The following is a 23,311-nucleotide window of genomic DNA, read 5'->3' on the forward strand; positions in this document are numbered from 1 at the left end:
TAGTGGTGGCCCCACTGTCGGCAGGCTGCGGTGTGGTCCCGGCCGGATGAGCCGTCGATGTTGATGTTCCAGCCGGTGAAGACATCGTAGGTGGGGGCTTGCCATTGTGGGCGCCCGGCGCTGTCGACGGGTGGGGTGGAGGTGGGCGCGATCGCAGGCGGCGGTGTTCCACTGCCCGTGCGTTCAAGGACGAATTTGAGGTTTGGGCCCCCGGTGGTGACGGAGCGGCTGTAGCGGCCATCGGTGTTCTTCACTGCGACGTTGGATGTTTGGTGGCAGGTGTGGGCGATGAAGCCGGTAGCGGTGGGTTCGATACGCATGATGTGGAAGTAGGCTGTACCGAAGTGTTGTGTGGTGGACGAGGGTAATTCGTCGTATTGGTCCTTTGTCTCTTGGTCGATGGCGCGGGCGAAGCCGAGGTAACTGTCGGTGACAGTCTCGGCGAGCGCAAGCTCATTGGCTTCGATCGCAGCACGCGCGAGGGTTGCTCCTTCACTGAACAGATCGGAGTCGGCTTCAGCGGACCACACGATGGTGGAGGTGCGCCGGTTCTCGGGAACTGTGTACAGCACCGGTGTCGCTGTCCTCGTCGCAGTCAGGAAGTCTGATGTGATCCGGGTATCGTCATCCGCGACTGTGGAACTGCACGCCATCAGCGCTGCGGTGGCGAGGACGCACGCAAGGCGCGGTCCGAGGGATCCGCTCATACAGGCCACCTACTCATCCCGGTGGGTTTGCCATCGCCACGGAATACGGACTCGAACATTCTCTGGTCATCGGAGTTATGGAATATGTTGTCGTAGTAGGCATTTATCGCAACTGAGTGCTGGTCGATGTATTCGCCGACATGACGAATACCAGCGTCGTCGAAGGCATCAGTCGTGACGTCATTGACAGCTCTTCGGATCTGCGTCGCATCCTGTTTGACATCGCCTCGTTCGGATGTCCCGAGCTCCATGAGTTCCCCATATGTAATCAAGGTGCCACCTCGACTTGCTTCGGGTGGGAAATCGGTGACCGGGACCCTGCCCGAGTCGACGAGTTCGGTGAGAATCGTGTACCTGATCTCGTTGTCGGTCATGCGAATCTGGTCAGGGCCTGCTTCGTGTTGACTGAGCCGGAAACGAGCCTCCGGCGACTCCGAGAACCGATCGGTCAGGTTGCCGTCGGCATCGATGATGTCGCCCGAAATCAACGCTCCCGCGGTGTAGACGGCGCCCGACGCCGCGACACCCCACGGTGGAGGCAGGTAGCTCAATCCGGTGGCGGTGATCGCCTGCCCGGCGCCGAAATGCCCGGCGCGGGTTGCGGCGCGGTCGGATTTCGCGTCGTCTGAGTCGCTCATCCTGTCGCCGAGTTCGGTCCTGAGTCCGCCTTCAACTACTGCGCGGAGCCTCCCGGAGGTTTCTCCGAGCGTGATCGGTGGTGGATCTGCATACGAGCGAGCGAACGCGCGGTCGATCTCGTCGGCCGCCGCGAGCGCATGCCCGCTGATGAGTGTTCCCGCGTGCGCGTCGCTGTCGAGCAGCGAGAAGATGCGCGTTGTCTCGACCGGGCCGAGGCTGTCGAAGGTGTCGTGGTAGGCCAGTCTCGGATCATCGGTCACCATATCGATCACGTAGGGTGACAGGGCTCCGGCGATCGACTGTGTCAACGCTGGGTTGACCTCTCCGAGAGAAGATCTCCCATCACCGACCCCGGGTATATCCATCAGTCGCCCATAGGGATTGGTGTTGCCCGCATCGGTGAAGGCGACGGGGGAATCGGAACCCGACGTCGACAGCATCAGCGCGAGTGAATGTGCTGCTTCTCCTGCGCGTTCGGCGTGGGCTGTGTCGTCGGGGTCGGTCACCATGGAGTCTCGAGGGATCCAGTCCACGAGACGGCCCAGTGTTGTTCCATCGTCGTTCCAGTCGTGCTCGAGCAGTGGCATCAACGTTCGGGTGTTGTCGGATGCGGTGAGCAGATCGTAGGAGGCATCCTCATTCCGCAACCCGATCTGAAGGAACTTTTCTGCGACAGGTTCGTACGCGGACCGGTAGAGTCCGTCTGTTCCCGAGGAGATGTCGATCAGACGTGAGGCCGCGTGGTCGAGTTCGGTCGCGAATTCCCTGCCGGGGACGAAGCCGGGGTTGGCTTCGCCGAGAAGTGCTGCCATGCTGCTGAGCCGTCGATCTGTGTACACGTCATTGAAGTAACCTCCCGAGAACCGCGCCGCATCACTCGTCTCGTTGATCCGAGAAAGTGTGTCGCGCAGGTTGTCCGGAACGAGCTCGTAGCCGCCGGTGGTGGTGCCGTCTCCGACCTGTTCGTTCGAGATCATGAGCAGCCCGTTGGCGAGGGCATCGAGTCGGGACGCGGCATCGTCGTCGCCGGATTCTTCGTGGGCGCGCAGAACCTCGGCGACATGGAGCAGGCCGTCCGTGCCTGCTTCGCGGTAGAAGTCGCGAAGGTAGTTCAACGCGACCGTGGGCACCGTGTCGACGGCGTCTCCTCGCGCGAGCGCGTCCAGCTGGGTGGGGGAGAGTTGGGTGGCAAGGAGGATGTCACCGATTCGCCGATGGTCCTCGGGTGTCAGGGTGCCGTTACGTGCGGCGGCGCCATCGCCGGCTGCATCGGATAGAACCAGCTCTTTGTAGTGGGCGAGGAGACTCGGGTCGAGGTCCGCATCCCGTCGTGCGATGGAGAAGGTGTCGGCGACGGCCTCGGCAGCAGCGTTGTCGGCGGTGTCGACCGCGACGAGATCTGTGGTGATGATCCTGGTCAGGATATGTGCGCGTTGGCTCAGTGCGGCCATCTGAATGAGGATCTGGGATCCGCTCGAGTCCGGCGTGCCCGATACGAGCGGTGGTGGCGGCGACACGGTGCCGTCGTCGGCCACCGAGAACCCGGACTCCCGTGCGGTGTGGATATGGGAAACCGCTGTTCCGACCGCATCCTGTAGGCGGCCGGCATGGATCGTCAGTTCGGACGCAGCGTCGGCCAGGGCGGTGGCGAGTGTGCGGCCTGGGTGCAGGACGTCATAGATGTGGCTGCGCATCGTGTCGCCGGCGCCCTCGGTCCAGAAGGCATGTGACCCGGCAGTGGCGTGGCGTGCATTCCCGAACTGACCGTCCAGGGACTCCGCTGCTTCGGCCCACGTGGTAGCCATGGAATGGAGCGTGTCGGGTGACCATGCGAGGACCAACGAGACGGTAGGGGTCACCACAGGGTGGTCCCGTCGACCGAAACGAGCTGCGCTGCAGTGTCATCTTCGGTCGCGTCGTAGGCTTCGGCACTGGCGACCAGCCGGTCGCGGGTATCGGCGAGGCGATGGGCGACCTGCTGGAGCGCGGTGTGGGCCAGCAGGGAGTGGGCGGCGACGGCGGTCGCGATCGACGACCCGGGCAGACCATCGATGACGGAGCTGCACCTGCTGTCGGTACGGACGTCACCTGCGGCGGCGCCAGTGGCGCCCACCGTCGATGCGAACTCACGCACCAATGCTGTATCGACGTACATGGACCCCCGATTCGTCCGACCCCCCACGGATGATCGGCTACGATAGCCCAGCCATGCTGGTGGGTCGCGAGGGGGGTCTGTGAATTCTGTTGCTTCCGGTCGAGGGGGTTATTCAGATATCGACCCGTTGTCCGGACAGCTCGACGAACTCGTGGCCGCTTTGACGACCGCGAACGCCACTGCGAGCAGCGAAACCGTATCGGTGCGTGTGGGTGCAGACGGGACGTTGCAGGATCTGCAGATCGATGATCGAGCGCTGCGAGGCGGCGGGGCGTTGCTGGCTTCTCACCTCAGGGAGGTGATCGGGCGTGCGCATGCCGAGCTGAGGGAGCGTCGTCGGGTGGTAGAGGCGAAAGTGCGTGCGGATCCGCGTATCGCCGAGGCCATCGCGACGGTGGTCGATGCTGCTGACGCACCGCCTTCGCCCAGGTGAATGTCGATCGCGACGATTCCAGTTTCCCGCCACCACAATTGCACGCGCGGATGACTGGGAAGGTCGCGGGAACGCGTCAGAGTTCGGCACTGACCTCGGAAATCATGCCGATCCCACACTGTCGACCGGGATAGAGAAGATAGACAGGAATGCGGCACCGTGCGATTGTCGCTCAGAATTCGCGGTCGGGTACCAGGACGGCAGCTCCGCGGACGCGGTCGTCAGCGAGATCCGTCAATGCTCGGTCCGCTTCCGACAGGCGGTAACGCACCGTGCTCACCTGGATCCGATGCTTGCCGGCGAAGCGCAGGAAGGTGTGCGCGTCGTCGCGTGTATTGGCTGTCACCGACCGGATCTCCCGCTCGTAGAACAAGTGCTGCTGGTAATTCAGCGGAGGGACGTCGGTCATGTGGATGCCGGCGAGGGAGAGGATTCCACCGCGGTCGAGGGCCTCGAGTGCGGTCGGGATCAGATCTCCTACCGGCGCGAACACGATGGCGGCGTCGAGTGGGACGGGTGGCCTGTCGGCCGAGCCCTGCACGGACTCTGCGCCGAGCTCCTCGGCGAGCGCGCGGGCGTCGGCGCTCCTGGTCATGACATGAACCGACACGCCTCGATGCATGGCCACCTGCGCCGCAATATGGGCGCTACCACCGAAACCGTAGATGCCCAGGCGCCCGCCCTCCGGAACGGCCGCGCGCTCCAATGCACGGAACCCGATGATGCCGGCGCACAACAAGGGGGCGAGTTCGACGTCGTCGTAGCCCTCCGGGAGTGGAAGTGCGAACTTCGCAGGGACCGTGACGTATTCAGCGTACCCGCCGTCGTCGTCCCACCCGGTGTATCGCGAATGAGGACAGAGGTTCTCGCGCCCGCGCAGGCAATACCGGCATCGTCCGCAGGTGGACCGGAGCCAGGCGACACCGACGCGGTCGCCCGGTGAGAATCCGCTGACCGCGTCGCCCGTCCGGTGCACGGTGCCTACCACTTCGTGCCCGGGCACCACGTGGCGCCGATGGACAGGCAGGTCGCCTTCCGAGACGTGCAGGTCGGTCCTGCAGACGCCGCAGGCCTGAACCTCGATGAGTAACTCGTCCGGACCCACCGTGGGGATCGGACCGGATTCGAAGACCAGCGGGTGGTCGTGAATCGGTCGCGGGTCGGCCACCCGCCACGCCATCATCGTCTCGTTCCAGTTCACGGCGACTCCCGGTTTCTGGCTGTCTGCCCAACTGTAGGCCAGGTGTCGCCGGTCGAGACTTCCCTTCGGTGGGATCCTTCCCGCCAGGCGAACACCAACCCACCAAAATCACGCAGGGTCGAGCTCGGGACCGCAGGGGGAGCGTGTTGATGTACCTGGTCCCAGCCTGTTCGCGTTGGGGAAGCGGCAATGCGTTAAACTGCAACGCTGTATCCGATAGGGGGCCGAGAGAGATCTTGGTTATTGGAGTCAACTGGGGGAGCTATGGGGGGAGCTGCGCGGGAGTTTCCGCCGATCGTCTACTTGCCTTGCGAGGAAGCGGTCAGCAATCCGGTAGACGCAGTTGTCGAAGTGCATATGACACAAGATGGCCGGACTGCGCTTCTCGCATACTCGGCTCTCGACCGCTTCAGAACGTGCTGTGGTGGCCGTAAGCCTTGGGTCGCTGTACTTGCTGCGACCCTGGAGTCGCTCCACGCCGCATCTCCGTTCGATCTCGTTCTCCTGGACATTGTGATGCCCGAAGCATTGCGGGTAGAGGCGGTCTTGTGACGCTTTATGTTGATCACGCTACTCTCCAGTCGATTACGTCGATCTGTAGCGCGACGGGTGGCAGAGTCGACGAGGTGGGGACGAGTGTCCCAGTAGCGGTTGATGCCGGTGATGCTACGGCTGCGGTTCTGGGAATCATCTCGCTACTCATGGAAAATGCGGCCGACTTCGTGATGGCTCTGGCGTCGACGAGTGAGGTCGTGGCGCAAGCCAACATGGCGTATCGAAATGGGGACGACAAGCTCGCGCTCGAGTTGATCAAGGTCAGGACTGAGTGACGATGGCACTTGACACTCGTATCCCTGGGGATCCTGAAGCGATACGCACCGCAGGTCGATGGCTCAAAGATCGCCTCGGAGGCGAGGTCGACGAAGCGATCGACAAGATGTACGCCGTGCGGGGAATCTCGATTGGCGGATGGGAAGGGACGGCAGGCGAGGAGTTCCGTAGTTTCATCACATCCGACGCGCGGAGCGCAGAACAATTTCTCGAAACGGTTGTCGGGCACGCACGTCGAGTAGACAACCTTGCCGCACAGTTGCAAGGCCTCCAGGCGGATCTTTCTTTCGCCCGGCAGGCAGCGCGGGAAGCGGGACTGGACGTTGATGAATGGCTGATTCATGAGCCCGGGCCTCATCCTCCGGACCCTGGGGCTCTCGCGCCGGGCGCATCGGAAATCGCTGTCCTGGCACATCACAACGCCATCTCAGCGAGAGACCGGCACAGCGTGCTGGTCGAGGCGTATGAAGCCGCCGAGGCAGCAGTCGGAGCGGCAAAGGCGGCCTGGAAGCTTGCGGTCGAATCCACTCGCAACATGTGGCTGGAGGTTACCGGCAAGTGGTTCTTCTTGGGGAACTCGGTGAATGGCGTTTCAGGTGCTCTCGCGGTTGTGCAGGCTGATACGTTGCGCAAGCAGGCGTCATTTCTTGCTGGCGAAGCGCAAAGGTACATCGACCTCGCGAGATCCGGTCCACCCGGCACCCCGGCATCGGTCATCTACCGGGATTTGGACCTCGGGAAGGCATTCGCGCACAGCGCTGACGATGCGCTCGCTGCAGCTGGACGAGCGGACGGTCTTGCGCGTCTGAGCGGGGTGAAGTTGGGTGGTGCACTAGCCGTCGCGGGAGTTGCTTACGACATCATCGCGACAGACAAGCCCGTTGATCAGGCGGTTGTCTCGGGTGCAGCGGGGTTCGGTGCTTCACTGGCAGCAGGGGCAGCAACCGGTGCGATAGTCGGATCCGTTGTACCGGTGTTCGGCACAGCAGTTGGGGCTGTCGCCGGTGCTGGAGTCGGTCTGGCCTCTGGGTTGTTCGCTTCCGGCGCGGTCGACGCCATATACGCCAATGGGGTCGGCGATGTGGGCGGGGCGATTTCGGCGGGGTTCGACGCGGTAACAGGCACAGGCGCAGCAGTCGGTGATGTCGTGGAAGGTGTGTGGGATGCGCTCTTCTGATCACGCGACGCGACCGACCGAGTGGTCGGCGCGCCGGATGACGGGCCGCCTCGTCGCTTCGCTGGTATTCATGGCGCTTCTGGCGCTTCCCGCGATGTTGATCGCAGTGGGTGGCTTCATCGAGGGCGATCCTGACATGACGAAGTACGGCAGCTTGATCAGTTGTGCACTTCTGACCGTGATCGTCAGCGGTGTCGCCGCCCATACGTCCAGGCATCGGCCGAGCGCGATTCGCACACGCGTATGGAACGGTGCACCAGCGACGGTCGTTGAACATTCGAGGGTTGTGTTCTGCCTTGTCGCTGCTCTGTCGACTGTCGGAGCAGTGCTGTTTCTCACCGCCGCCGGAGATGTGTTTCTGCGCGGTGGCGAGGGAGCGACAGCGCTGGTTGGAATGGTGTTCGCTGGTATCGGTCTGTTCGGCGCGTCCTTTATCCCGTTCGTTGTCATCGGAAGGCTACGGCGCGGGTGCCTTGTATTGACGCCCGAAATTGTCCATCAGCGAGGCTGGAGTCTCGAATCGACTCTCGACTGGGACTCCATCGTGGCTGCTCGGCCTGCGGTCCTGACCAACTGGGTGGTCGTGCTGCTCGGGCATCCGGTTGCACGGTGGGAGCGGAAGTCGATGGTTCCCCGTGGATTCGGTTGGGATGCTTTACCGGCTACACCGATGATCGAGGTGTACTGCCACAAGCATGCGGTCGATCCGGTGTTGCTGTATCGCCTGCTGCAGTTCTACGTCGAACATCCCGAATGTCGAAGTGAATTGGGCACTGCCGTGGCGCTCGAACGAGCGCGATCGAATCGGTATTAGGGTGACCGGAAGCCCTGTGGCCGCCATGATGACGGAGTTGAAGGGCTCAGCGAAGCGCAGGATCGAACTGCTGATCGTCATGTCTGCCTCCCACCGACACGGTACTGAAACTTCCCGCCTCAGGAAGCCTCGAATCGCGCTTCGACGTCGGCGCTCAGCGTGATGCGGTCGGGTTCGAGGACGAAGCCGGTGCCGCCGTCCTCGGACGCCGACGCGATGTCGGACCGCATCGCCCGCATCATGGGTGCACCCGGGGTACGTGGACTCGGGCCCGGCTGAAGTCCCAGCATTCCTGGATCGGCGATGGCGAGCGCCCGGAAGTCGCCGTAGCCCAAGCTTGTCGTGTAGCCCTTGGCTTTGGCGAGGGCATCTCGCACGGCGAGGTCGCGGACCTTCGCGATCCGCTTCTCTCGGGTCTTGCGGGTGATCCACCAACGCAGGTCGGTGACCGCGACGGCCTCGATCTCGGAGACGGCGTCGACGAACGTGCCGACCGCGTCGAACTCGTGGAACGTCACCGTGAGCGACGCCGAAGAGGTGTATCGCCATGGGCGGGTCTTGCCGTCCTTGCTGTACGGGCGGTGTCGACTGTGGCGTACCTGGTCGAACGTCCAGCGCTTGACGGGGCTGTCGCCACGTTCGCGCAGGTCGGTGACGAGGTCGGTCAGTGTGGTGATCGCGGAGGTGACCGGGTCGGCGGCGTGGTCGCGCGTCGTGCCGTCGGCGTGCGCGCGGAGCACGACCGTGCATCGGTTCGGGGCGAACTCACGTTCGGCATGGCCGGTGACGGTGATCGTGACGGGGTGATCGCTCATAGATGCGAGTGTGCCAGCTCGATGGGATGGCCCTGGCGAACCCAGGGTTTCCGCGCTACTCGAGCGGAGTGATCGGACTGTTGGTGACCAGTGCGGTCAGGATCATCGGGGCATCCCCGTCGCACTGGTTGAGCGAGACCGCGACCCAGCGGGCGTTCGACTCGGTGACCGGACCCCAGACGGCCAGGTCGCCGAGGCAGTCGGTGGCGACGAGTGTGCGGAAGGGTTCTTCGGTGGGCGGGTTCCACAGAGCCGGCCCCATCGTCACCGTGCGGTGCGGCCCCCACCTGCGAGCCAGTTCAGCAACCAATGCCCTGAGGTGGCCCTCCGCCCTCTCCTCCGCATCGGTCCATTCGGCTTCGTACACCCCGACGAGGTCATTGCTCTTCCAGAGGGGAAACAGCATGAATCCCATACCCCGCGTGGACGTCCACTCACCGGTGTCGGGTTCTCCCTCACCGGTTGTCGGCCCGGACGAGGGGAGGGCCACGAGCAGGGCGGCCTCGATATCCGACACGGCTCGATCCGTGTCGAAGACCTCACCTGCGCGGGCCGTCATCGTGCATGCCTGTTCATCGGACGTTCGCTCATGGCAGCCAGAGTGCCCGAAGGGTCTGACACCTGCGAGTTACTCACGTGTCTGCAGGGCGGGCTCGTCGTCATCATTTCGCTGGAGGGGCGGGGATCAACGTGGTGCCGAGGGTGATTCGTATCGCGTCGTCCTTCTCGGTTCGGTAGGGAGCGAGTAATGCGCTGAACTTCTCCTGGATCTCGGTGAGGTCGTCGGTGGTGACGTAGAGCGGTGAAGCACCGAAACCGAGGTAGTTCCTGAGGTTTCGATCGCCGCTGTCGATGAACTTGTCGAACTCTTCGCCGAGCACGCCGAGAAACGACACGAAGGCGTTGCGAAGTTCGGCGTCGCTCACCGCGTCGAGATCGTCCTGCCCCACGTGCGCCATGCGTTCGCCGAGCGCGAGCGTGCGTTCGATGGTTCCGCGTACGCGCCGTTCGTCCACGACGATGACGATCTCAGCGTCGATCAACGCGGACACGTGGCGGTAGAGCGTGGCCTGGGTGATGTCGGGTAGTTCCTTGCGGAGCTCCGCGGTGGTCAGTTCACGACCACCGAGCTGTTGGATGATACGCAGTCGTACCGGGTGCAGCACGACGTCGGCTATCGACGGCTCGCCGTCCATTCGGCCCCTTTCTCGATTGTTCTCACTCTGATAATGTTCTCACCATCGAGTCCAGTTTACCGCTGACAGAAGGGCCGCCGCCATGGCCGACCTATCGCATTCCGAATCTTCCCTGCATCTGACCTTCTCCGGCTGGGAAGCCCTTTTCGTTCGTCGCTCCGACATGTCGATCCCGCAGTCGTCGATCGTTCGCGTCGAGGTACTGCCGGGATGGACCTCCGAGATGCTCGGCTTCCGGAACGGTCTCGCAGTCTCCGGATTCCTCAAGGTCGGTACCTTCACGCATCCCGGCGGCACCACCCGCCTCGTCGTCATGAAGCGCGGTGAACCATTGCTGCGCATCGTGCTTCGCGGCCGCCGGGCCGGCGACGAATTCGACGAACTGCTCGTCAGCGCCCCGAACGCACAGGGCGTCGTCGAAGCGCTGGAGCGGGTGCAGAAGTCATGACCGGCGTGTCGATCCGCGTCGAGAACCTCACCAAACGATTCGGCACGATCGATGGTGTCGTCGACGCGAGTTTCACAGCCGAGTCGGAACGAGTGACAGGATTCCTCGGACCCAACGGCGCCGGAAAATCCACAACTCTGCGAATGCTCCTCGGCCTGATCCGGCCAGACGCGGGAACAGCCCTGTTCGACGGTATTCCGTACGTGGAACTCCCGTCGCCCACGGCCACCGTCGGTGCTGTATTGGACATCGCGTCGGCGCACCCCGCGACCACCGCCCGTGCTCACCTGCGCACCTACTGCGTGCTCGGTGGTCACCCTTCGAAACGAGTCGACGAGGTGATCGAGACGGTCGAACTGGACCGGTTCGCCGACCGCCGTATCGGCGGATACTCCACAGGTATGAAACAGCGCCTCGCCTTGGCCACCGCGCTGCTGGGCGCCCCCGATGTTCTCGTCCTCGACGAACCGTCCAACGGTCTCGATCCCTCGGGAATCGTGTGGCTACGAACCTTCCTTCGGGACTTCGCGTCCGCAGGCGGAACCGTGTTGATCTCCAGCCATGCGCTCGGTGAGCTCCAAAACAGCATCGACGACGTGGTCCTCATCGACCACGGACGAATTGCCTGGACAGGCGCGCTTGTCGAACTCACCACCTCGGGAGACACACTCGAAGAGGCCTTCCTTCGACTCACGACTCGGGCTGGTGCGAGATGAACCATGCCATCCGCGGTGAAATCACCCGGCTCTCTTCCACCAGACTCCCGCTGTGGGCATTGATCGTAGCCGTCGCGAGCGGAGCCGGTCTCACGGGAGTCCTCGGTCTCGTGGGGCCGGAGAACGCGTCGCCGCCGATGCCCGGCCTCGACACCCCGGAGGGCGTGGGCATCGCGGTCGGGCTCACCGGCCTGTTGCTGTTCGTGCCCGCACTGTTCGGCACGGTTGCCATCACGAGCGAGTACCGGCACAAGACGATCGGGACGACGTTCCTCGCAAGTCCACGACGGGGCACCGTCCTCGGAGCAAAACTGCTGGTCTACAGCATCTTCGGACTCGTATACGGGCTGTTGATGTCTCTGTCGTCGGCGATCGCCCTGTGGTCGGTCGCCGGTGTGCGTGGCGTCGCCCTCGGAGCCTCCACCGCCGACCTTGCGTCGCTCCTCGCTCGCTTGGCCGTGGCGGCAGCGATCTATACGGTGCTGGGCGTGGGCATCGGGGCCTTGGTCCGCAACCAACTCGTGGCGGTGGGGATCGTGCTCGGATATTTCTACTTTCTCGAGCCTGTCCTCATGATCTTGCCGGGCCTGAACACCCTCTACCCCTTCATGCCAGGAGGAGCGACGGCGGCGCTGACTGACTTCACCTTCCTCGGCGAGACCGTGGCGGGGGAAATGTCGCTGGGGGCTACGACTCTGCTCACTCCGATGCTCGGCGCGCTTGTGTTGCTGGTGTACGCGGCAGTTGCCTCGGCTGCAGCGGTCATGGCTCCGCTGCGGCGTGATCTGGCGTGACAGCCACGCCTGACGTTGATGTCCGTAAATGAGGGTAGGTGCCGCATATTTCAGTACCCCAACCGTCAGATCGGACACCTACGTGGCGATCGGTCAGGCACTTGACGATGCCGTCGGCCGGGCCGGTGCACGTAGAGTCAGGTCTCGCCGCGTACCTCGAAGCCCACATCCCCGGGGCGGTGTACGCGGACCTGTTCACCGACTTCTCGGAGCACCTGGCTCCACTGCCGTTCACCGCGGCGTCGTCCGAACGGTTCGCGGTCGCCGCAGGAGCGGTGGGCATCGGGCAGGGGCGTCGGGTCGTGGTGTACGACCAATCGTCCGGAATCTGGGCCGCGCGCCTGTGGTGGCAGTTGCGGTTCGAGGGTTTCGACGACGTCGCTGTTCTCGACGGCGGACTGCCGGCGTGGCAGGCGGCAGGGTTCCCGGTGTCCGATGAACAGGTGATTCCGCACGCAACGACGTTGACGACGAACCGCCGTCCCGAGTTGGTGCGTTCCACCGAAGAAGTCGCGGGTGCCCTCGATGACGAGAACACTCTGATCATCAATGCGCTCGACCCGGCGACCTATCGAGGCGAGTCCCGGTCCTATCCCCGTCCCGGCCACATTCCGGGCAGCATCAACATCCCGTTCGGTGATCTCGTCGATCCATCGACCGGCCGTTTGAAGCCGACGGACGAGTTGCGGGCAGTGTTCGAGGAGGTAGGCGCGCTGGACCCGGATGTACAACCGGTGACGTACTGCGGAGGCGGTATCGCCGCAGCAGGCCTTGCACATGCGCTCGCGGCGGCGGGGCGTTCCGATATTGCGGTGTACGACGGATCTCTCAATGCGTGGACCGCAGACGAAACACTGCCCTTGGTGGAAGGGCCACATCCTCGCTGAACGACGAAGACCTGCGCAGCGCTCCCTTTTCGAACGTACGATGGCCGCGACGGACTTCCCCAAGGATGCGCAGGTGCACTCCGTGCCCATCGACAACGAACCCATAGACAACGACGTGTACAACCGGGTCGGCGAAACTTGGTGGGACGAGGGCAACCCGCTCAACATGTTGCACGGGAGCCTCACGCCGGGTCGCTTCGCGTATTTCCGTGACGTACTCAGGGAGCACGTGGGTACCGAATACGCCGGAATGCGTGCCCTCGATATCGGCTCGGGCGGCGGATTCCTCGCTGAGGAGTTCGCGAAGATCGGTTTCCACGTGGTCGGTGTCGATCCGTCCGCGATATCACTGGACACGGCGCGCACGCACGCGGCAGCGGGGGAACTGGACATCGACTATCGGCTCGGTGTGGGGGAGAAGTTGCCGGTGCGGGATTCCGAGTTCGGTGTCGTGTACTGCTGTGATGTGCTCGAGCATGTGTCCGACCCGGACGCGGTGATCGGTGAGGTCGCGCGGGCACTCAGACCCGGAGGTCTGTTTCTGTTCGACACCATCAACCGCACCTGGACGAGCAGGCTCGTCGCCATCAAGATCATGCAGGAATGGCGGTGGACCCGGCTGTTCGACACCCCTATCCACGATTGGTCGATGTGTATCCGGCCCGAGGAGCTCGTGGAGGTCATGGGCCGGCATGGCTTACGAGCAAGCAACATCGTGGGGCTCGGGCCGCGGTCCAAGAATCCACTGCGTGTGTTCGACATGGCACGAGCGGCGCACGGACGTCTTCCCTGGGGTGAGGTGAGTCGCCGGCTCGACTTCGGACGGATGAGATTCACCGGAATCTCCTACATGGGCTACGCGGTCAGGGAGTGAGATCGGGACGCGCTTCGACGCACGAGGAGCCGAGCTCGGCGGCATCGCTCATCCTGCGGAGATCCCGTTCGCCAGGAGTAGTTCGAAGGGCGCCGGGCAGTCGCGACGCCGTTGATCTGGAGGGCGACGGCGTGCTCGCCCGGGTAGTAGCGGCGGGTGGTGATCGGCCGGAACGAGTGTTCCCTCAGGGCCCTGGTCGCGACAGCGCTGGTGACGGGGCCAGCGCAACCACCCACCGAAATCCGGCGTGTGGTTGTAGGCGCTGCGGGCGACCACGGCGAGGGTGGCGTATGTAGTCTCCGGGGACGTCCGCGCGCAACAGGTCGGCGCGCTCGCGCAGAGTCGATCTGTCGAGTTCGCGGGCGGCGCGAGGAAGTTTCCGCAGCTGGTGTTCAGGTGCGGCGTCCTGGATCGACTTCGACAGCTGTTCGGCCACGTGTGGTCCGATGAGCTCATCGGCAAAGGGCATGAGGCCATCATCCCTGCAAGGAAGTCCGTGCACACCGCCGAGTGATGCTGGGAATCGGTCAGGGGTAGTTCGGGTTGTTGAACTCCGGGATCTCGATGCTGATCGTCTGTAGTTCGGACATGTAGAGCAGAACGAACTGGCGGAGCAGCTCGTCGAAGGTCCAGTACGCCTCCGGTGCCAGCGGCAAGGGGAGCAGCCCCTCGCGCACGGCGATGAACGGTCCCCACGCCACGTCGAGCAGTGTGCCCCACACCGGTTCGCGCGGGATGTTCAGCCAGTTGGCGATTTCGTCGCCGAGTATGAAACGCGTGAGGGCGCCCAGGATGGGCCGGCTGAGGAGCGTAAGGTCGAGCCCTGCACCGAGATCGAGGAGCATGTCGGCAAGCTCGAGCCCCTCGGTGGTGGGAGCCAGAATCGGATCCAGCGATTCTCGGGCTTGGGCATCGGCATCGTCCCACGTCGCGGGGATGTACTGGTCTTCGATGCCGAGCATGTGCGCGCTGATCTGCCAGGAGTGGAGGAAGCCCTCGGACTCGTCGGCAGGGATGGGCACCTTCCACTTCTTCAGTGTGCGCATGACGGTGGTGGGTAGGCTGTGCCAGGTGACCATCATGTCGTGTTGGCTGATCGGAATATCTTCGGGCGCGGCGTCGGTCCAGTGCGGTGATTGCGGAAGCAGGTGTCTCACTGCAGCATGCACGAGTCTGGTTTTCACGGCGGTCACGATCATCTCGCCGTCGTCGAGATATGCGTTGCGGGAACCGATGTCGTATCCCAGCTTCGCGGTTTTCGAGATGCGGCCCTTCATGTTGGCACCTCCTTTCGAATAGTACACGGCGAGAGCCTCTTTCGGAATGACCGTGCTCATCATGCCGCTCGCGAAGCCGTACAGGACGCCGAGGTAGAGGCCCCGCTTCTCGTTGAACCGCACCGCGGTCTCGAGCTTGCCGCGGTCTGCCCACTCCGGCAGTCGACGTGCCCGCTCCATGAAATCCGACAGATCGGCCGGGAGCCCGTCGGGCAAGGGCTGCCCGTTCTTCGTCCATGTCCGAAGGAGTTGGTTGACCCTGGGCACATCCCCTCGGTCGAGGAGGGATGCGACCAGCGGGTCCGCCTCGGTGTCCCAGACGGTTCGCGGGTCTGCGCCGCTGCCGCTGCCCGGGATCGAGCCGGCCGGCGACCACCTCCACGGTTGCGCATTGGCAGGTGACGCGAGAGCGATCGCGCTGAGCGCGCTGAGTGCTCCTCCCGCCTGCAAGATCTTTCGTCTACTGAGTTCGGCCATGCCATCTACCCCCGGTGAGATTGCAGAGAAACAGAGTTACAAAATCCGATACTGCGTATCATTTTCTAACACGGTGTGATGACGGATGTGTGCAGTTTTGTGAAAATCGAGGCACTCGGTCGCCGTGTAATGTCGAATATCCAGGAGGTGATCGTGGATACTCTGCCACCCGCCCGGCCGGAATCCCTGCTCGAGCGTGCATTCTTCGAGGCCATCGAAAAGGCCGACGACGTCGATGCAGTGCGTACACGACTGCTGGACGCGGCCTACGAGCAGTTCCGCCGGTCGGGCATTCAACGCTCGTCGATGGAAGAAGTTGCCAGGCGAGCGAATCTGTCTCGCGTCACGCTCTACAGGAGATTCGAGTCGAAGGATGCGCTCGTCGAACAGGTCCTGCTGCGCGAAATCCGCCGATACTTCGATCGGTTCCTCGTCGATATCCGATCCGCACACACGGCCGCCGACCGCATCGTCCTTGGATTTGTGAATTCTCTGCATGCCGTCCGCACCAACCCGTTGATCAGTGGTCTCCTCGACGCCGAACCGACACTCCTTGCAGGGTCCCTCGTTCACGACGGTCGTATGCTCGCCATCGCGCGGCAGTTCGTTGCAGTCCAGCTTCGCCGCGAACAACAGGCGGGCACCATCTCGCGCGGGTCGAACATCGATCTGACGGCAGAGATGATGGTGCGAATTGCGGCGTCGTTCCTGATGGTCCCCACCGAACTCGTCGACCTCGACGACGACGATCAGCTCGCAGCGATCGCGCGGGAATTCATCGTGCCGATGGTCGAGCCGACCGGCTAGTTGCTCTTCACGGTTCCCTGCGTACGATGGCCTCGAAGTATCCGCCGACGCTCTCGATGGTCGGCACCTTCCCCCGGAAGCCCACATAGCCATCGGGCCGCACGACGACGGCTTCAGGACTTGCGCCGAAGCCGTACATGCGTGCCGCATCGCCCTCCTCGTCGCGCAGGGCCCGCCCATCGGACCGGTCGGCGTCGGGAGCGATGATGTACGCCCGCAGCAGGTCGCCGAATCGATCGGTAACGGAGTCGGAGAGTTCGGCGAGCTCGGACTCGGCGGCCGTATTCGGTGCCCACGACAGCACCGTGTGTCCGGGATGGCGAAACAGATCGTGCATGCGAATCGGAGAGGTGACCGTGTCCTGACGGAGGCCACGGGCATCCGGTGCACGGTCGCCGGGCATCGGGCCCGTCGGGTCCCCCGTGCCCCTGACGATGGTGCTGTCGCGATAGCCGAGCAGGAGTTGGGCCTCCCGCAACATGACCGTTGCGAAGTCGGTTTCGCCGCTCCCGATTCCCTCGCGTGCGTCACGCACGGTGCGACCCACCACGTCTTCGCCGATCGGCCGACGTTCGGCGTCATAGCTTGCGAGGAGACCGTCGGCAGCCTTGCCGCTCACTGCGAGCGCCAGTTTCCACCCGAGGTTGTAGGCATCCTGGATGCCGGTGTTCATCCCCTGCGCACCCGTGGGCGGATGGATGTGGGCAGCGTCGCCCGCAAGGAACACCCGCCCGGTGCCGTAACTTCCTGTGATCCGGTGGCTGATACGAAAGACGGAGGACCAGCGCATGTTTCGCGCGCTCGTCGGTTCGGGTGCCAGGCGGTCCACTACGTCCTGGATATGCCCGAGCGTGGGCGGGTGCGCCCCTTCGAGGCCGTGCGCGACCGTGCCTTCCCCGGTGGTTGCCAGGTCCGGTGCGACGAACGACGACATGCGATACCGGCCGTGGCCGGGCAGCGGGATGCACACCATCAGGTCGGAGGTGGCTCCGTTCTCCTGCGCCATCGCGCGTATCCCGTAGCCCGCCGGCAGGGACCAGTCCAGTTCGACGTCGGCGAGCATGTATTCCTCGGGGAAGGCGTCGCCCTCGAACGAGACCCCCAACCCCTTGCGTACTGCACTGTGGGCGCCGTCGCAGCCGACGAGATACTTCGCCGTCACCTGCTCTGTGCCGTCATCGCTACGCAGAGTGGCGACGACACCGTCCGTGGACTGCTCGAACCCGGTGAGTTCGACACCGTATCGGACCGTCGTGCCGTGTTCCGCCAATGCGTGCCGAAGGACGTGTTCGGTGGCGTACTGCGGCATGCACGCGAACCGGTAGGGCACGTCGTCGGGCAGTTCGAGATCGAAGCGCATCGCCTCGGCTCCGTTGACGAACACGATCTGCCCGCGCATCGGAGCCGACAGGTCGAGAGCGGGTCGCACCACGCCCATCGCATCCCACACTTCGAGGGTCCGCGGCTGGATTCCCACGGCCTTGGCGTAGTGCGCCGGTGTCGGTAATCGGTCAATGACGACGACGTCGATTCCACGGCGGCGAAGCTCGAGAGCTGCCGTCAGCCCGACCGGGCCGGCGCCGACGACAAGGACGGATGTTTCGCTGATCTCGGACACTGTTGTGCCTTTCGTGGCGAGCGGTCTTCTGATTGTGGCGCCGCCGTGCCTCGCGTGGGGTCCGAATGCCGACAATTCGCACGGGACGACATACTGGTCGTCGAAGGCCCGGAGCGGCAGCGACTGAGCGGGCGAGACCGATCGAGGAGGGAAATGGAGAGCCGATTCCTGCCGGTCTACGCTGCCGGCGAGATCGACGTGCCGTTCGTGATCGCGGGTATGGACGAGCTGATCGGAAGTGACACCCGCTTCGAGCCGCATTCGCATCCCACCCACGAACTCCTGTGGAACGAACGCGGTGCGTCGAGTGCCACCATCGGCTCTCAGACCTGGACCATCACCCCGACGATCGGTCTGTGGATCCCGGCGGGCCTGCTGCACTGGGGCATCATGCCGACGGGAACGTGGTATCGCACTGCACATTTCGGAATCGACCGCGCGCCGTCGTTGTCCGATGGGCCGGTGGCGGTCGAGATGACGCCCTTGCTGCGCCTGCTTCTGGATCGCCTGACGGACGAGTCGCTCGACACCGCATCGCGGTCGTTGACCGAGAAGATGGTGATCGACGTCCTGGTCCCCGCTGCGCACGAGTTGCTCGTGCAGGTGCCCACCTCCCCGGTGCTGCGGCCCATCGTCGAAGCGGTCGGGGCCGATCCCAGCGACCCGCGAACGCTGTCGGACTGGGCGGTGGAATTGGGTGTCAGTCGACGTACCGTCACCCGTGCGTTCCGGGCCGAGACCGGGCTCAGCTTCGGACGGTGGGTTGCTGCGGTGCGCGCGCAGCGCGCGGTGATACTCCTCGGGCACGGCGTGGAGTTGGGTGACGTAGCAGAACAGGTGGGGTATCGGTCGGTGAGCGCGTTCGGAGCGGCGTTCAGGCGGGTCACGGGCGCAACACCGGCGACGTTCCGGGCGGGCTGACCTCCAGCGGCCCGTGACCCGATCGCGATATCGAGTGTCCCAACCTCGCGATTGCGTCTCGGGCCGGTAGAGATTAGGTTTAGGCAAACCTCGCCTAATATCCGATCTGGCCGGATGTGGGCACCCCTTGCACGAAAGCGAGCTCGTCCCCATGCGTTCACAGCGCTTCCTGGCCGTGGCTGCGACCGCGGTCGCACTCACACTCGGTATGACGGCCTGTGGCTCCGACTCGTCGGAATCCACCGAAGCCGGCACCGACACCGCGTCCGGCCCGATCACCGTCGAGCACGCGCTCGGCACCACCACGCTCGACGAGAAGCCGGAACGTGTCGCCACCGTCGCATGGGCCAACCACGAGGTGCCGCTCGCACTGGGTGTCGTGCCGGTCGGCATGGCCGCCGCGAACTTCGGCGACGATGATGACAACGGCCTGCTGCCCTGGGTCGAAGAGAAGCTCGAAGAACTCGACGCCGAGACGCCTGTGCTTTTCGACGAGACCGACGGCATCGACTTCGAAGCCGTGTCCGATACGAACCCCGATGTCATTCTCGCCGGGTATTCCGGTCTGACGCAGGAGGATTACGACACCCTCAGCGAGATCGCCCCTGTCGTCGCATACCCCGAGGGGCCGTGGGCGACGTCGTGGCGCGATGTGATCGCGATCAACAGTGCCGGAATGGGGATGGCCGAAGAAGGCCGGCAGCTCATCACGAGCCTCGAGCAGGAGATCGCCGACGTCGCGGCGTCCCATCCCGAACTCCAAGGAAAAGCGACGATGTTCCTCACTCACGTCGATACCGCAGATCTGAGCCAGGTCAGCTTCTACACCGCGAACGACACCCGCGCCGCGTTCTTCGAGGACCTCGGCATGTCCACGCCGAAGAGCGTCGCCGACGCATCCAGCGGCGACGAGTTCTCCAAGAAGGTCAGTGCTGAGCAGGTCGACGTGTTCGATGACGTCGAGATCATCGTCACCTACGGTGACCAGGCACTCGTCGACTCCCTCGAGTCCGACCCGCTGCTGTCGCAGATGCCGGCCGTCGCCAGCGGCTCGATCGTGTTCCTCGACGGGTCGGGCCCGCTCGGCACCGCCGCGAACCCGACTCCGCTCGCCATCTCGTGGGTGCTCTCGGACTACGTCGACATGCTCGCCGAAGCAGCAGGCAAGACGAACGCGGAGTGACCTCCGTACGACACTCCCCGACGCCGAGCGCCGCACTGCCGCGGCGCTCGGCTCTCGGCAATTCTGCATGGCTCGTCGTGCTGCTCGGAGTCCTCGTACTCCTCGTCGTCGCGTCGGTGACCATCGGGTCGCGCGAGGTGGAGTGGGCCGACATCGTCGCCGCGCTCGGTGGGTCGACCGACAACATCGGTCAAGGCGCCATCGCGAAACGCATACCGCGGACGGTGCTCGCGCTTCTCGTCGGAGCGGCTCTCGGTCTTGCGGGTGCGGTGATGCAGGGTGTGACCCGAAACCCGTTGGCCGACCCCGGCATCCTCGGTGTCAACATGGGTGCGTCGCTCGCGGTGGTCGTGGGCATGGCATGGTTCGGGCTGTGGACACAGACCGCGATGCTGTGGGTCGCGATCTTCGGCGCCGGCATCACCGCGGTGTTCGTCTACATGATCGGGTCGCTCGGTCGCGGGGGAGCGACACCGCTCAAGCTCGCGCTCGCCGGAGCGGCCACGGCGGCGACCCTGTCGTCGTTCATCACCGCGATCATCCTTCCGCGCAACGACATCGCCGGGAACGTGCGCTCGTGGCAGATCGGCGGTGTCGGAGGTGCGACGTTCGACGTGATCGGGCAGGCTATGCCGTTCCTGATCGCGGGATTCGTGATCTGCCTGCTGTCGGCGCGCAGCCTCAACTCGCTGGCCTTGGGTGACGAGATGGCCGCCGGGCTCGGCGAACGTGTCGCGCTGGCACGCGGGCTCGCCTCGCTCGGCGCGGTACTTCTGTGCGGCGCTGCCACCGCGATCGCCGGGCCCATCGCCTTCGTCGGGCTCGTCGTGCCACACCTGTGCCGGCTACTGATCGGCGTCGACAACCGTTGGCTGTTGCCCTTCTCCGCATTGGTGGGGGCCGCGCTGCTCACGGCCGCCGACGTCGTCGGCCGCATCATTGCGCGACCCAGCGAGATCGACGTCGGCATCATCACCGCGCTCATCGGCGCACCGTTCTTCGTGTACATCGTCCGACGGCAGAAACTTCGAGAACTGTGACAGCGACACTCACCACCACCGCACCCGACGTCGACGAGGTCGCTGCGAGCCGTGTGCGCCGCGGGCGACGTCGCCGCATCGTGATCGGGATCCTCGGCGTGCTCGTCGTCGCCGCATTCGTCTCGAGCCTGATGTTCGGGAAGACGTTCTATCCGCCCTCCGACATCGTCCGCGTGATCCTCGGCGAGAACGTGTCGGGCGCGACGTTCACCGTCGGCCGGCTCCGGCTGCCGCGCGCGGTGCTCGCGGTGGTCGCAGGAATTTGCTTCGGCCTGGGCGGCATCACCTTTCAGACGATGCTCCGCAACCCGCTCGCGAGCCCCGACATCATCGGCATCAGCGCCGGCGCGAGTGCCGCAGCCGCATTCGGGATCATCGTGCTCGGGCTCGGCAGCACCCAGGTGTCGATCTTTGCGATCGCCGCGGGGCTCGGAGTAGCGCTGTTGATCTATGCGCTGTCGTACCGAGGTGGGGTCGCGGGTACCCGGCTGATCCTCATCGGTATCGGCATTGCGGCCATGCTCGACAGCGTCACCTCGTATCTGCTGAGCACCGCGGCCGCGTGGGATCTGCAGGAGACGATGCGCTGGCTGACCGGCAGTCTCAACGGTGCAACGTGGGGCGCGACGGTGCCCGTGATCGTCGCACTCGCGATTCTCGGCCCGGTCTTGTTGGGTCAGACCCGTAACCTGTCGATGATCCAGCTCGGCGACGACGCCGCGCAGGCGCTCGGTGTGCGCGTGGAACGCACCCGCATCGTGGCGATCGTCGCGGCTGTCGGACTCATCGCGTTCGCTACCGCGGCGGCGGGACCGATTGCGTTCGTCGCGTTCCTCGCAGGTCCGATCGCCGCGCGCATCGTCGGGCAGGGCACGTCGCTGTTCGTCCCGGCCGCGCTCGTCGGCGCGCTGTTGGTGCTCGTCGCAGACTTCGTGGGCCAGTACGCGTTCGGCACCCGCTACCCGGTGGGCGTCGTGACCGGCGCGCTCGGAGCGCCGTATCTCGTCTACCTGATCATTCGTTCCAACCGCGCGGGAGGCTCACTGTGACCGCATCGCACACGCTGACGGTCGACAACCTGGAACTCGGCTACGGTAGCCGGACCGTCGTCGAGGACTTCGATCTGGACGTACCTTCGGGGATGATCACGTGCATCGTGGGTGCGAATGCGTGTGGCAAGTCGACACTGCTCCGGTCGATGTCGCGTCTGCTCGCTCCGCGTGGCGGGCATGTGTTGCTCGACGGCAAGGATGTGCACCGGCTGCCCGCGAAGAAGCTCGCCCGTACCCTCGGTTTGCTGCCGCAGTCGCCGATCGCTCCGGAGGGGATCGTGGTCGCGGATCTCGTCGGGCGCGGTAGGCACCCTCATCAGCGGGTCCTGTCGAGGTGGAGCCGCGAGGACGATGCCGCAGTCGCCGATGCGCTTGCGGCCACCAACACCACCGAACTCGCCGAACGTGCCGTCGACGAACTGTCCGGCGGGCAGCGGCAACGGGTGTGGATCGCGATGGCCCTCGCGCAGCAGACCGATGTGCTGCTGCTCGACGAACCCACCACGTTCCTGGATGTGAGTCATCAGGTGGAGGTGCTGGACCTGCTCACCGATCTCAACCGCGACCGCGGCACGACGATCGTCATGGTGCTGCACGATCTCAACCTCGCCGCCCGCTATGCCGAGTATCTCGTCGCGATCGCAGACGGGCGGTTGTACGCGGCGGGTGATCCGTCGGACGTGCTCACAAGTGAGACCGTCGCCGCGGTATTCGGGCTCGACAGCCGCGTGATCGACGACCCTGTCTCCGGGAAACCGCTGGTGTTGCCGGTCGGGCGGCATCACGTCACGGTGTGAAGTCTTCAGCATCACTGGGTGGCGATTGCGTCCGAAATGATGGTTGGTGTACCGATATTTCCGACGTCAACCGTCGTTTCGGGCGCCTACGCGGTTCCAGTTGTATGTGGCCTATGAGGAGAAATACGCCGCCGAGTAGGCGTCCTTGATCGCGTCGAGCGCGCTGGTGCAGGGGATATCGGCCTTACGCAACTCGGCGACGACCTCCGTCTCGTCGGCCAGGACACTGCTGGCAGCAACCGCCCAGACGACCTTGTCCGGCTCGAACTTGCGGGTGGAGACCCAGCCCCGTTGCGGAGCAAGTTCGCGCAGCGTGCTCCAGTGTGCGATCTCGTTTGCGTCCGGACGTCCGATGAACAGCAATTGCTCGTGTGCCACGATGAACCCCTTTGTTCTTCCTGCCTCGATAGGGATGTCGTCCGGCGTGTTCTTTTCGTTACATTGCGTGTGAT

General features: G+C 64.4%; 27 protein-coding genes. 16 read left to right on the forward strand and 11 right to left on the reverse strand.

All coding sequences use genetic code 11. The annotated features are described in order from the left end of the window. The 3 genes from ACZI8W_RS20695 to ACZI8W_RS20705 form a co-directional block, all read right to left on the reverse strand. Window positions 1-707: hypothetical protein (locus ACZI8W_RS20695; RefSeq protein WP_463370393.1), on the reverse strand; the 707-nt coding region annotated here is incomplete at its 3' end. After that, window positions 704-3,151, reverse strand: coding sequence for a TPR repeat domain-containing protein (locus ACZI8W_RS20700; RefSeq protein WP_463370394.1), 2,448 nt, complete (start codon window positions 3,149-3,151; stop codon window positions 704-706). The genes ACZI8W_RS20700 and ACZI8W_RS20695, both read right to left, overlap by 4 nt. Before the next feature lie 50 nt (window positions 3,152-3,201). Then, entirely contained in the window at window positions 3,202-3,501 is a 300-nt protein-coding gene (locus tag ACZI8W_RS20705; RefSeq protein ID WP_463370395.1) for a type VII secretion target, read from the reverse strand. Between the two features lie 79 nt (window positions 3,502-3,580). On the opposite strand from ACZI8W_RS20705, the gene ACZI8W_RS20710 reads away from it, so the two are divergent. After that, entirely contained in the window at window positions 3,581-3,934 is a 354-nt protein-coding gene (locus ACZI8W_RS20710) for a YbaB/EbfC family nucleoid-associated protein (protein WP_463370396.1), read from the forward strand. A gap of 172 nt (window positions 3,935-4,106) precedes the next feature. On the opposite strand, the gene ACZI8W_RS20715 is transcribed toward ACZI8W_RS20710, so the two are convergent. Beyond that, window positions 4,107-5,117, reverse strand: a complete 1,011-nt coding sequence (locus tag ACZI8W_RS20715; protein ID WP_463370531.1) for a zinc-binding alcohol dehydrogenase family protein — start codon at window positions 5,115-5,117, stop codon at window positions 4,107-4,109. 375 nt (window positions 5,118-5,492) lie between these two features. On the opposite strand from ACZI8W_RS20715, the gene ACZI8W_RS20720 reads away from it, so the two are divergent. The 4 genes from ACZI8W_RS20720 (at window position 5,493) to ACZI8W_RS20735 (ending at window position 7,957) form a co-directional block, all read left to right on the forward strand. Next, window positions 5,493-5,687, forward strand: a complete 195-nt coding sequence (locus tag ACZI8W_RS20720) for an SAV_915 family protein (protein WP_463370397.1) — start codon at window positions 5,493-5,495, stop codon at window positions 5,685-5,687. A 74-nt stretch (window positions 5,688-5,761) separates the two neighbouring features. After that, a complete protein-coding gene (locus ACZI8W_RS20725) occupies window positions 5,762-5,965 on the forward strand; it encodes a hypothetical protein (RefSeq protein ID WP_463370398.1) in 204 nt (67 codons plus the stop codon). Between the two features lie 2 nt (window positions 5,966-5,967). After that, complete coding sequence (locus ACZI8W_RS20730; RefSeq protein WP_463370399.1) at window positions 5,968-7,143, forward strand: hypothetical protein; 1,176 nt, start codon at window positions 5,968-5,970, stop codon at window positions 7,141-7,143. Then, window positions 7,130-7,957: a hypothetical protein gene (locus tag ACZI8W_RS20735; protein WP_463370400.1), complete on the forward strand. Its 828-nt coding sequence runs from the start codon at window positions 7,130-7,132 to the stop codon at window positions 7,955-7,957. Before ACZI8W_RS20730 ends, ACZI8W_RS20735 begins: the two co-directional genes overlap by 14 nt. A gap of 119 nt (window positions 7,958-8,076) precedes the next feature. Here ACZI8W_RS20735 and ACZI8W_RS20740 read toward each other — a convergent pair whose 3' ends face one another. The 3 genes from ACZI8W_RS20740 to ACZI8W_RS20750 form a co-directional block, all read right to left on the reverse strand. Then, window positions 8,077-8,772: an SIMPL domain-containing protein gene (locus ACZI8W_RS20740; protein WP_463370401.1), complete on the reverse strand. Its 696-nt coding sequence runs from the start codon at window positions 8,770-8,772 to the stop codon at window positions 8,077-8,079. Window positions 8,773-8,827: 55 nt separating this feature from the next. Further along, window positions 8,828-9,331 carry a hypothetical protein gene (locus tag ACZI8W_RS20745; protein WP_463370402.1) on the reverse strand — a complete coding sequence of 168 codons (504 nt, stop codon included), beginning with the start codon at window positions 9,329-9,331 and terminating at the stop codon, window positions 8,828-8,830. 103 nt (window positions 9,332-9,434) lie between these two features. Further along, window positions 9,435-9,968: a helix-turn-helix domain-containing protein gene (locus ACZI8W_RS20750; RefSeq protein ID WP_463370403.1), complete on the reverse strand. Its 534-nt coding sequence runs from the start codon at window positions 9,966-9,968 to the stop codon at window positions 9,435-9,437. An 82-nt stretch (window positions 9,969-10,050) separates the two neighbouring features. Between ACZI8W_RS20750 and ACZI8W_RS20755 the strand changes: the two genes are divergently transcribed. The 5 genes from ACZI8W_RS20755 to ubiG all read left to right on the forward strand — a co-directional run bounded on the left by ACZI8W_RS20755 (window position 10,051) and on the right by ubiG (window position 13,687). Next, window positions 10,051-10,416 carry a hypothetical protein gene (locus ACZI8W_RS20755; protein ID WP_463370404.1) on the forward strand — a complete coding sequence of 122 codons (366 nt, stop codon included), beginning with the start codon at window positions 10,051-10,053 and terminating at the stop codon, window positions 10,414-10,416. Next, on the forward strand, window positions 10,413-11,132 hold the full coding sequence (locus tag ACZI8W_RS20760) for an ABC transporter ATP-binding protein (protein ID WP_463370405.1): 720 nt from the start codon (window positions 10,413-10,415) through the stop codon (window positions 11,130-11,132). Before ACZI8W_RS20755 ends, ACZI8W_RS20760 begins: the two co-directional genes overlap by 4 nt. Next, complete coding sequence (locus ACZI8W_RS20765) at window positions 11,129-11,926, forward strand: hypothetical protein (protein WP_463370406.1); 798 nt, start codon at window positions 11,129-11,131, stop codon at window positions 11,924-11,926. Before ACZI8W_RS20760 ends, ACZI8W_RS20765 begins: the two co-directional genes overlap by 4 nt. Window positions 11,927-12,033: 107 nt before the next feature. Then, window positions 12,034-12,813, forward strand: a complete 780-nt coding sequence (locus tag ACZI8W_RS20770; protein WP_463370532.1) for a sulfurtransferase — start codon at window positions 12,034-12,036, stop codon at window positions 12,811-12,813. A gap of 40 nt (window positions 12,814-12,853) precedes the next feature. After that, a complete protein-coding gene (ubiG, locus tag ACZI8W_RS20775) occupies window positions 12,854-13,687 on the forward strand; it encodes a bifunctional 2-polyprenyl-6-hydroxyphenol methylase/3-demethylubiquinol 3-O-methyltransferase UbiG (RefSeq protein ID WP_463370407.1) in 834 nt (277 codons plus the stop codon). A 184-nt stretch (window positions 13,688-13,871) separates the two neighbouring features. Here ubiG and ACZI8W_RS20780 read toward each other — a convergent pair whose 3' ends face one another. Further along, a complete protein-coding gene (locus ACZI8W_RS20780; protein WP_463370408.1) occupies window positions 13,872-14,156 on the reverse strand; it encodes a hypothetical protein in 285 nt (94 codons plus the stop codon). A gap of 58 nt (window positions 14,157-14,214) precedes the next feature. After that, complete coding sequence (locus ACZI8W_RS20785) at window positions 14,215-15,441, reverse strand: oxygenase MpaB family protein (RefSeq protein ID WP_463370409.1); 1,227 nt, start codon at window positions 15,439-15,441, stop codon at window positions 14,215-14,217. Window positions 15,442-15,570: 129 nt separating this feature from the next. Here ACZI8W_RS20785 and ACZI8W_RS20790 point away from each other — a divergent pair, with 129 nt between their 5' ends. Then, window positions 15,571-16,248, forward strand: a complete 678-nt coding sequence (locus ACZI8W_RS20790) for a TetR/AcrR family transcriptional regulator (protein ID WP_463370410.1) — start codon at window positions 15,571-15,573, stop codon at window positions 16,246-16,248. 7 nt (window positions 16,249-16,255) lie between these two features. Here ACZI8W_RS20790 and ACZI8W_RS20795 read toward each other — a convergent pair whose 3' ends face one another. Then, window positions 16,256-17,857, reverse strand: a complete 1,602-nt coding sequence (locus ACZI8W_RS20795; protein WP_463370533.1) for an FAD-dependent oxidoreductase — start codon at window positions 17,855-17,857, stop codon at window positions 16,256-16,258. 162 nt (window positions 17,858-18,019) lie between these two features. Here ACZI8W_RS20795 and ACZI8W_RS20800 point away from each other — a divergent pair, with 162 nt between their 5' ends. The 5 genes from ACZI8W_RS20800 (at window position 18,020) to ACZI8W_RS20820 (ending at window position 22,859) form a co-directional block, all read left to right on the forward strand. Continuing rightward, a complete protein-coding gene (locus ACZI8W_RS20800; RefSeq protein WP_463370411.1) occupies window positions 18,020-18,787 on the forward strand; it encodes a helix-turn-helix transcriptional regulator in 768 nt (255 codons plus the stop codon). Between the two features lie 151 nt (window positions 18,788-18,938). Next, entirely contained in the window at window positions 18,939-19,970 is a 1,032-nt protein-coding gene (locus ACZI8W_RS20805) for an iron-siderophore ABC transporter substrate-binding protein (RefSeq protein ID WP_463370412.1), read from the forward strand. Window positions 19,971-20,005: 35 nt separating this feature from the next. Continuing rightward, a complete protein-coding gene (locus tag ACZI8W_RS20810) occupies window positions 20,006-21,010 on the forward strand; it encodes a FecCD family ABC transporter permease (RefSeq protein WP_463370534.1) in 1,005 nt (334 codons plus the stop codon). Beyond that, window positions 21,007-22,059 carry a FecCD family ABC transporter permease gene (locus ACZI8W_RS20815; RefSeq protein WP_463370413.1) on the forward strand — a complete coding sequence of 351 codons (1,053 nt, stop codon included), beginning with the start codon at window positions 21,007-21,009 and terminating at the stop codon, window positions 22,057-22,059. Before ACZI8W_RS20810 ends, ACZI8W_RS20815 begins: the two co-directional genes overlap by 4 nt. After that, a complete protein-coding gene (locus tag ACZI8W_RS20820; RefSeq protein WP_463370414.1) occupies window positions 22,056-22,859 on the forward strand; it encodes an ABC transporter ATP-binding protein in 804 nt (267 codons plus the stop codon). Before ACZI8W_RS20815 ends, ACZI8W_RS20820 begins: the two co-directional genes overlap by 4 nt. A gap of 111 nt (window positions 22,860-22,970) precedes the next feature. Here the strand turns inward: ACZI8W_RS20820 and ACZI8W_RS20825 are convergent, their stop codons facing one another. Next, complete coding sequence (locus tag ACZI8W_RS20825) at window positions 22,971-23,237, reverse strand: hypothetical protein (RefSeq protein ID WP_463370415.1); 267 nt, start codon at window positions 23,235-23,237, stop codon at window positions 22,971-22,973. Window positions 23,238-23,311: the final 74 nt, after the last annotated feature.

This window comes from Rhodococcus ruitaii, assembly GCF_055230935.1.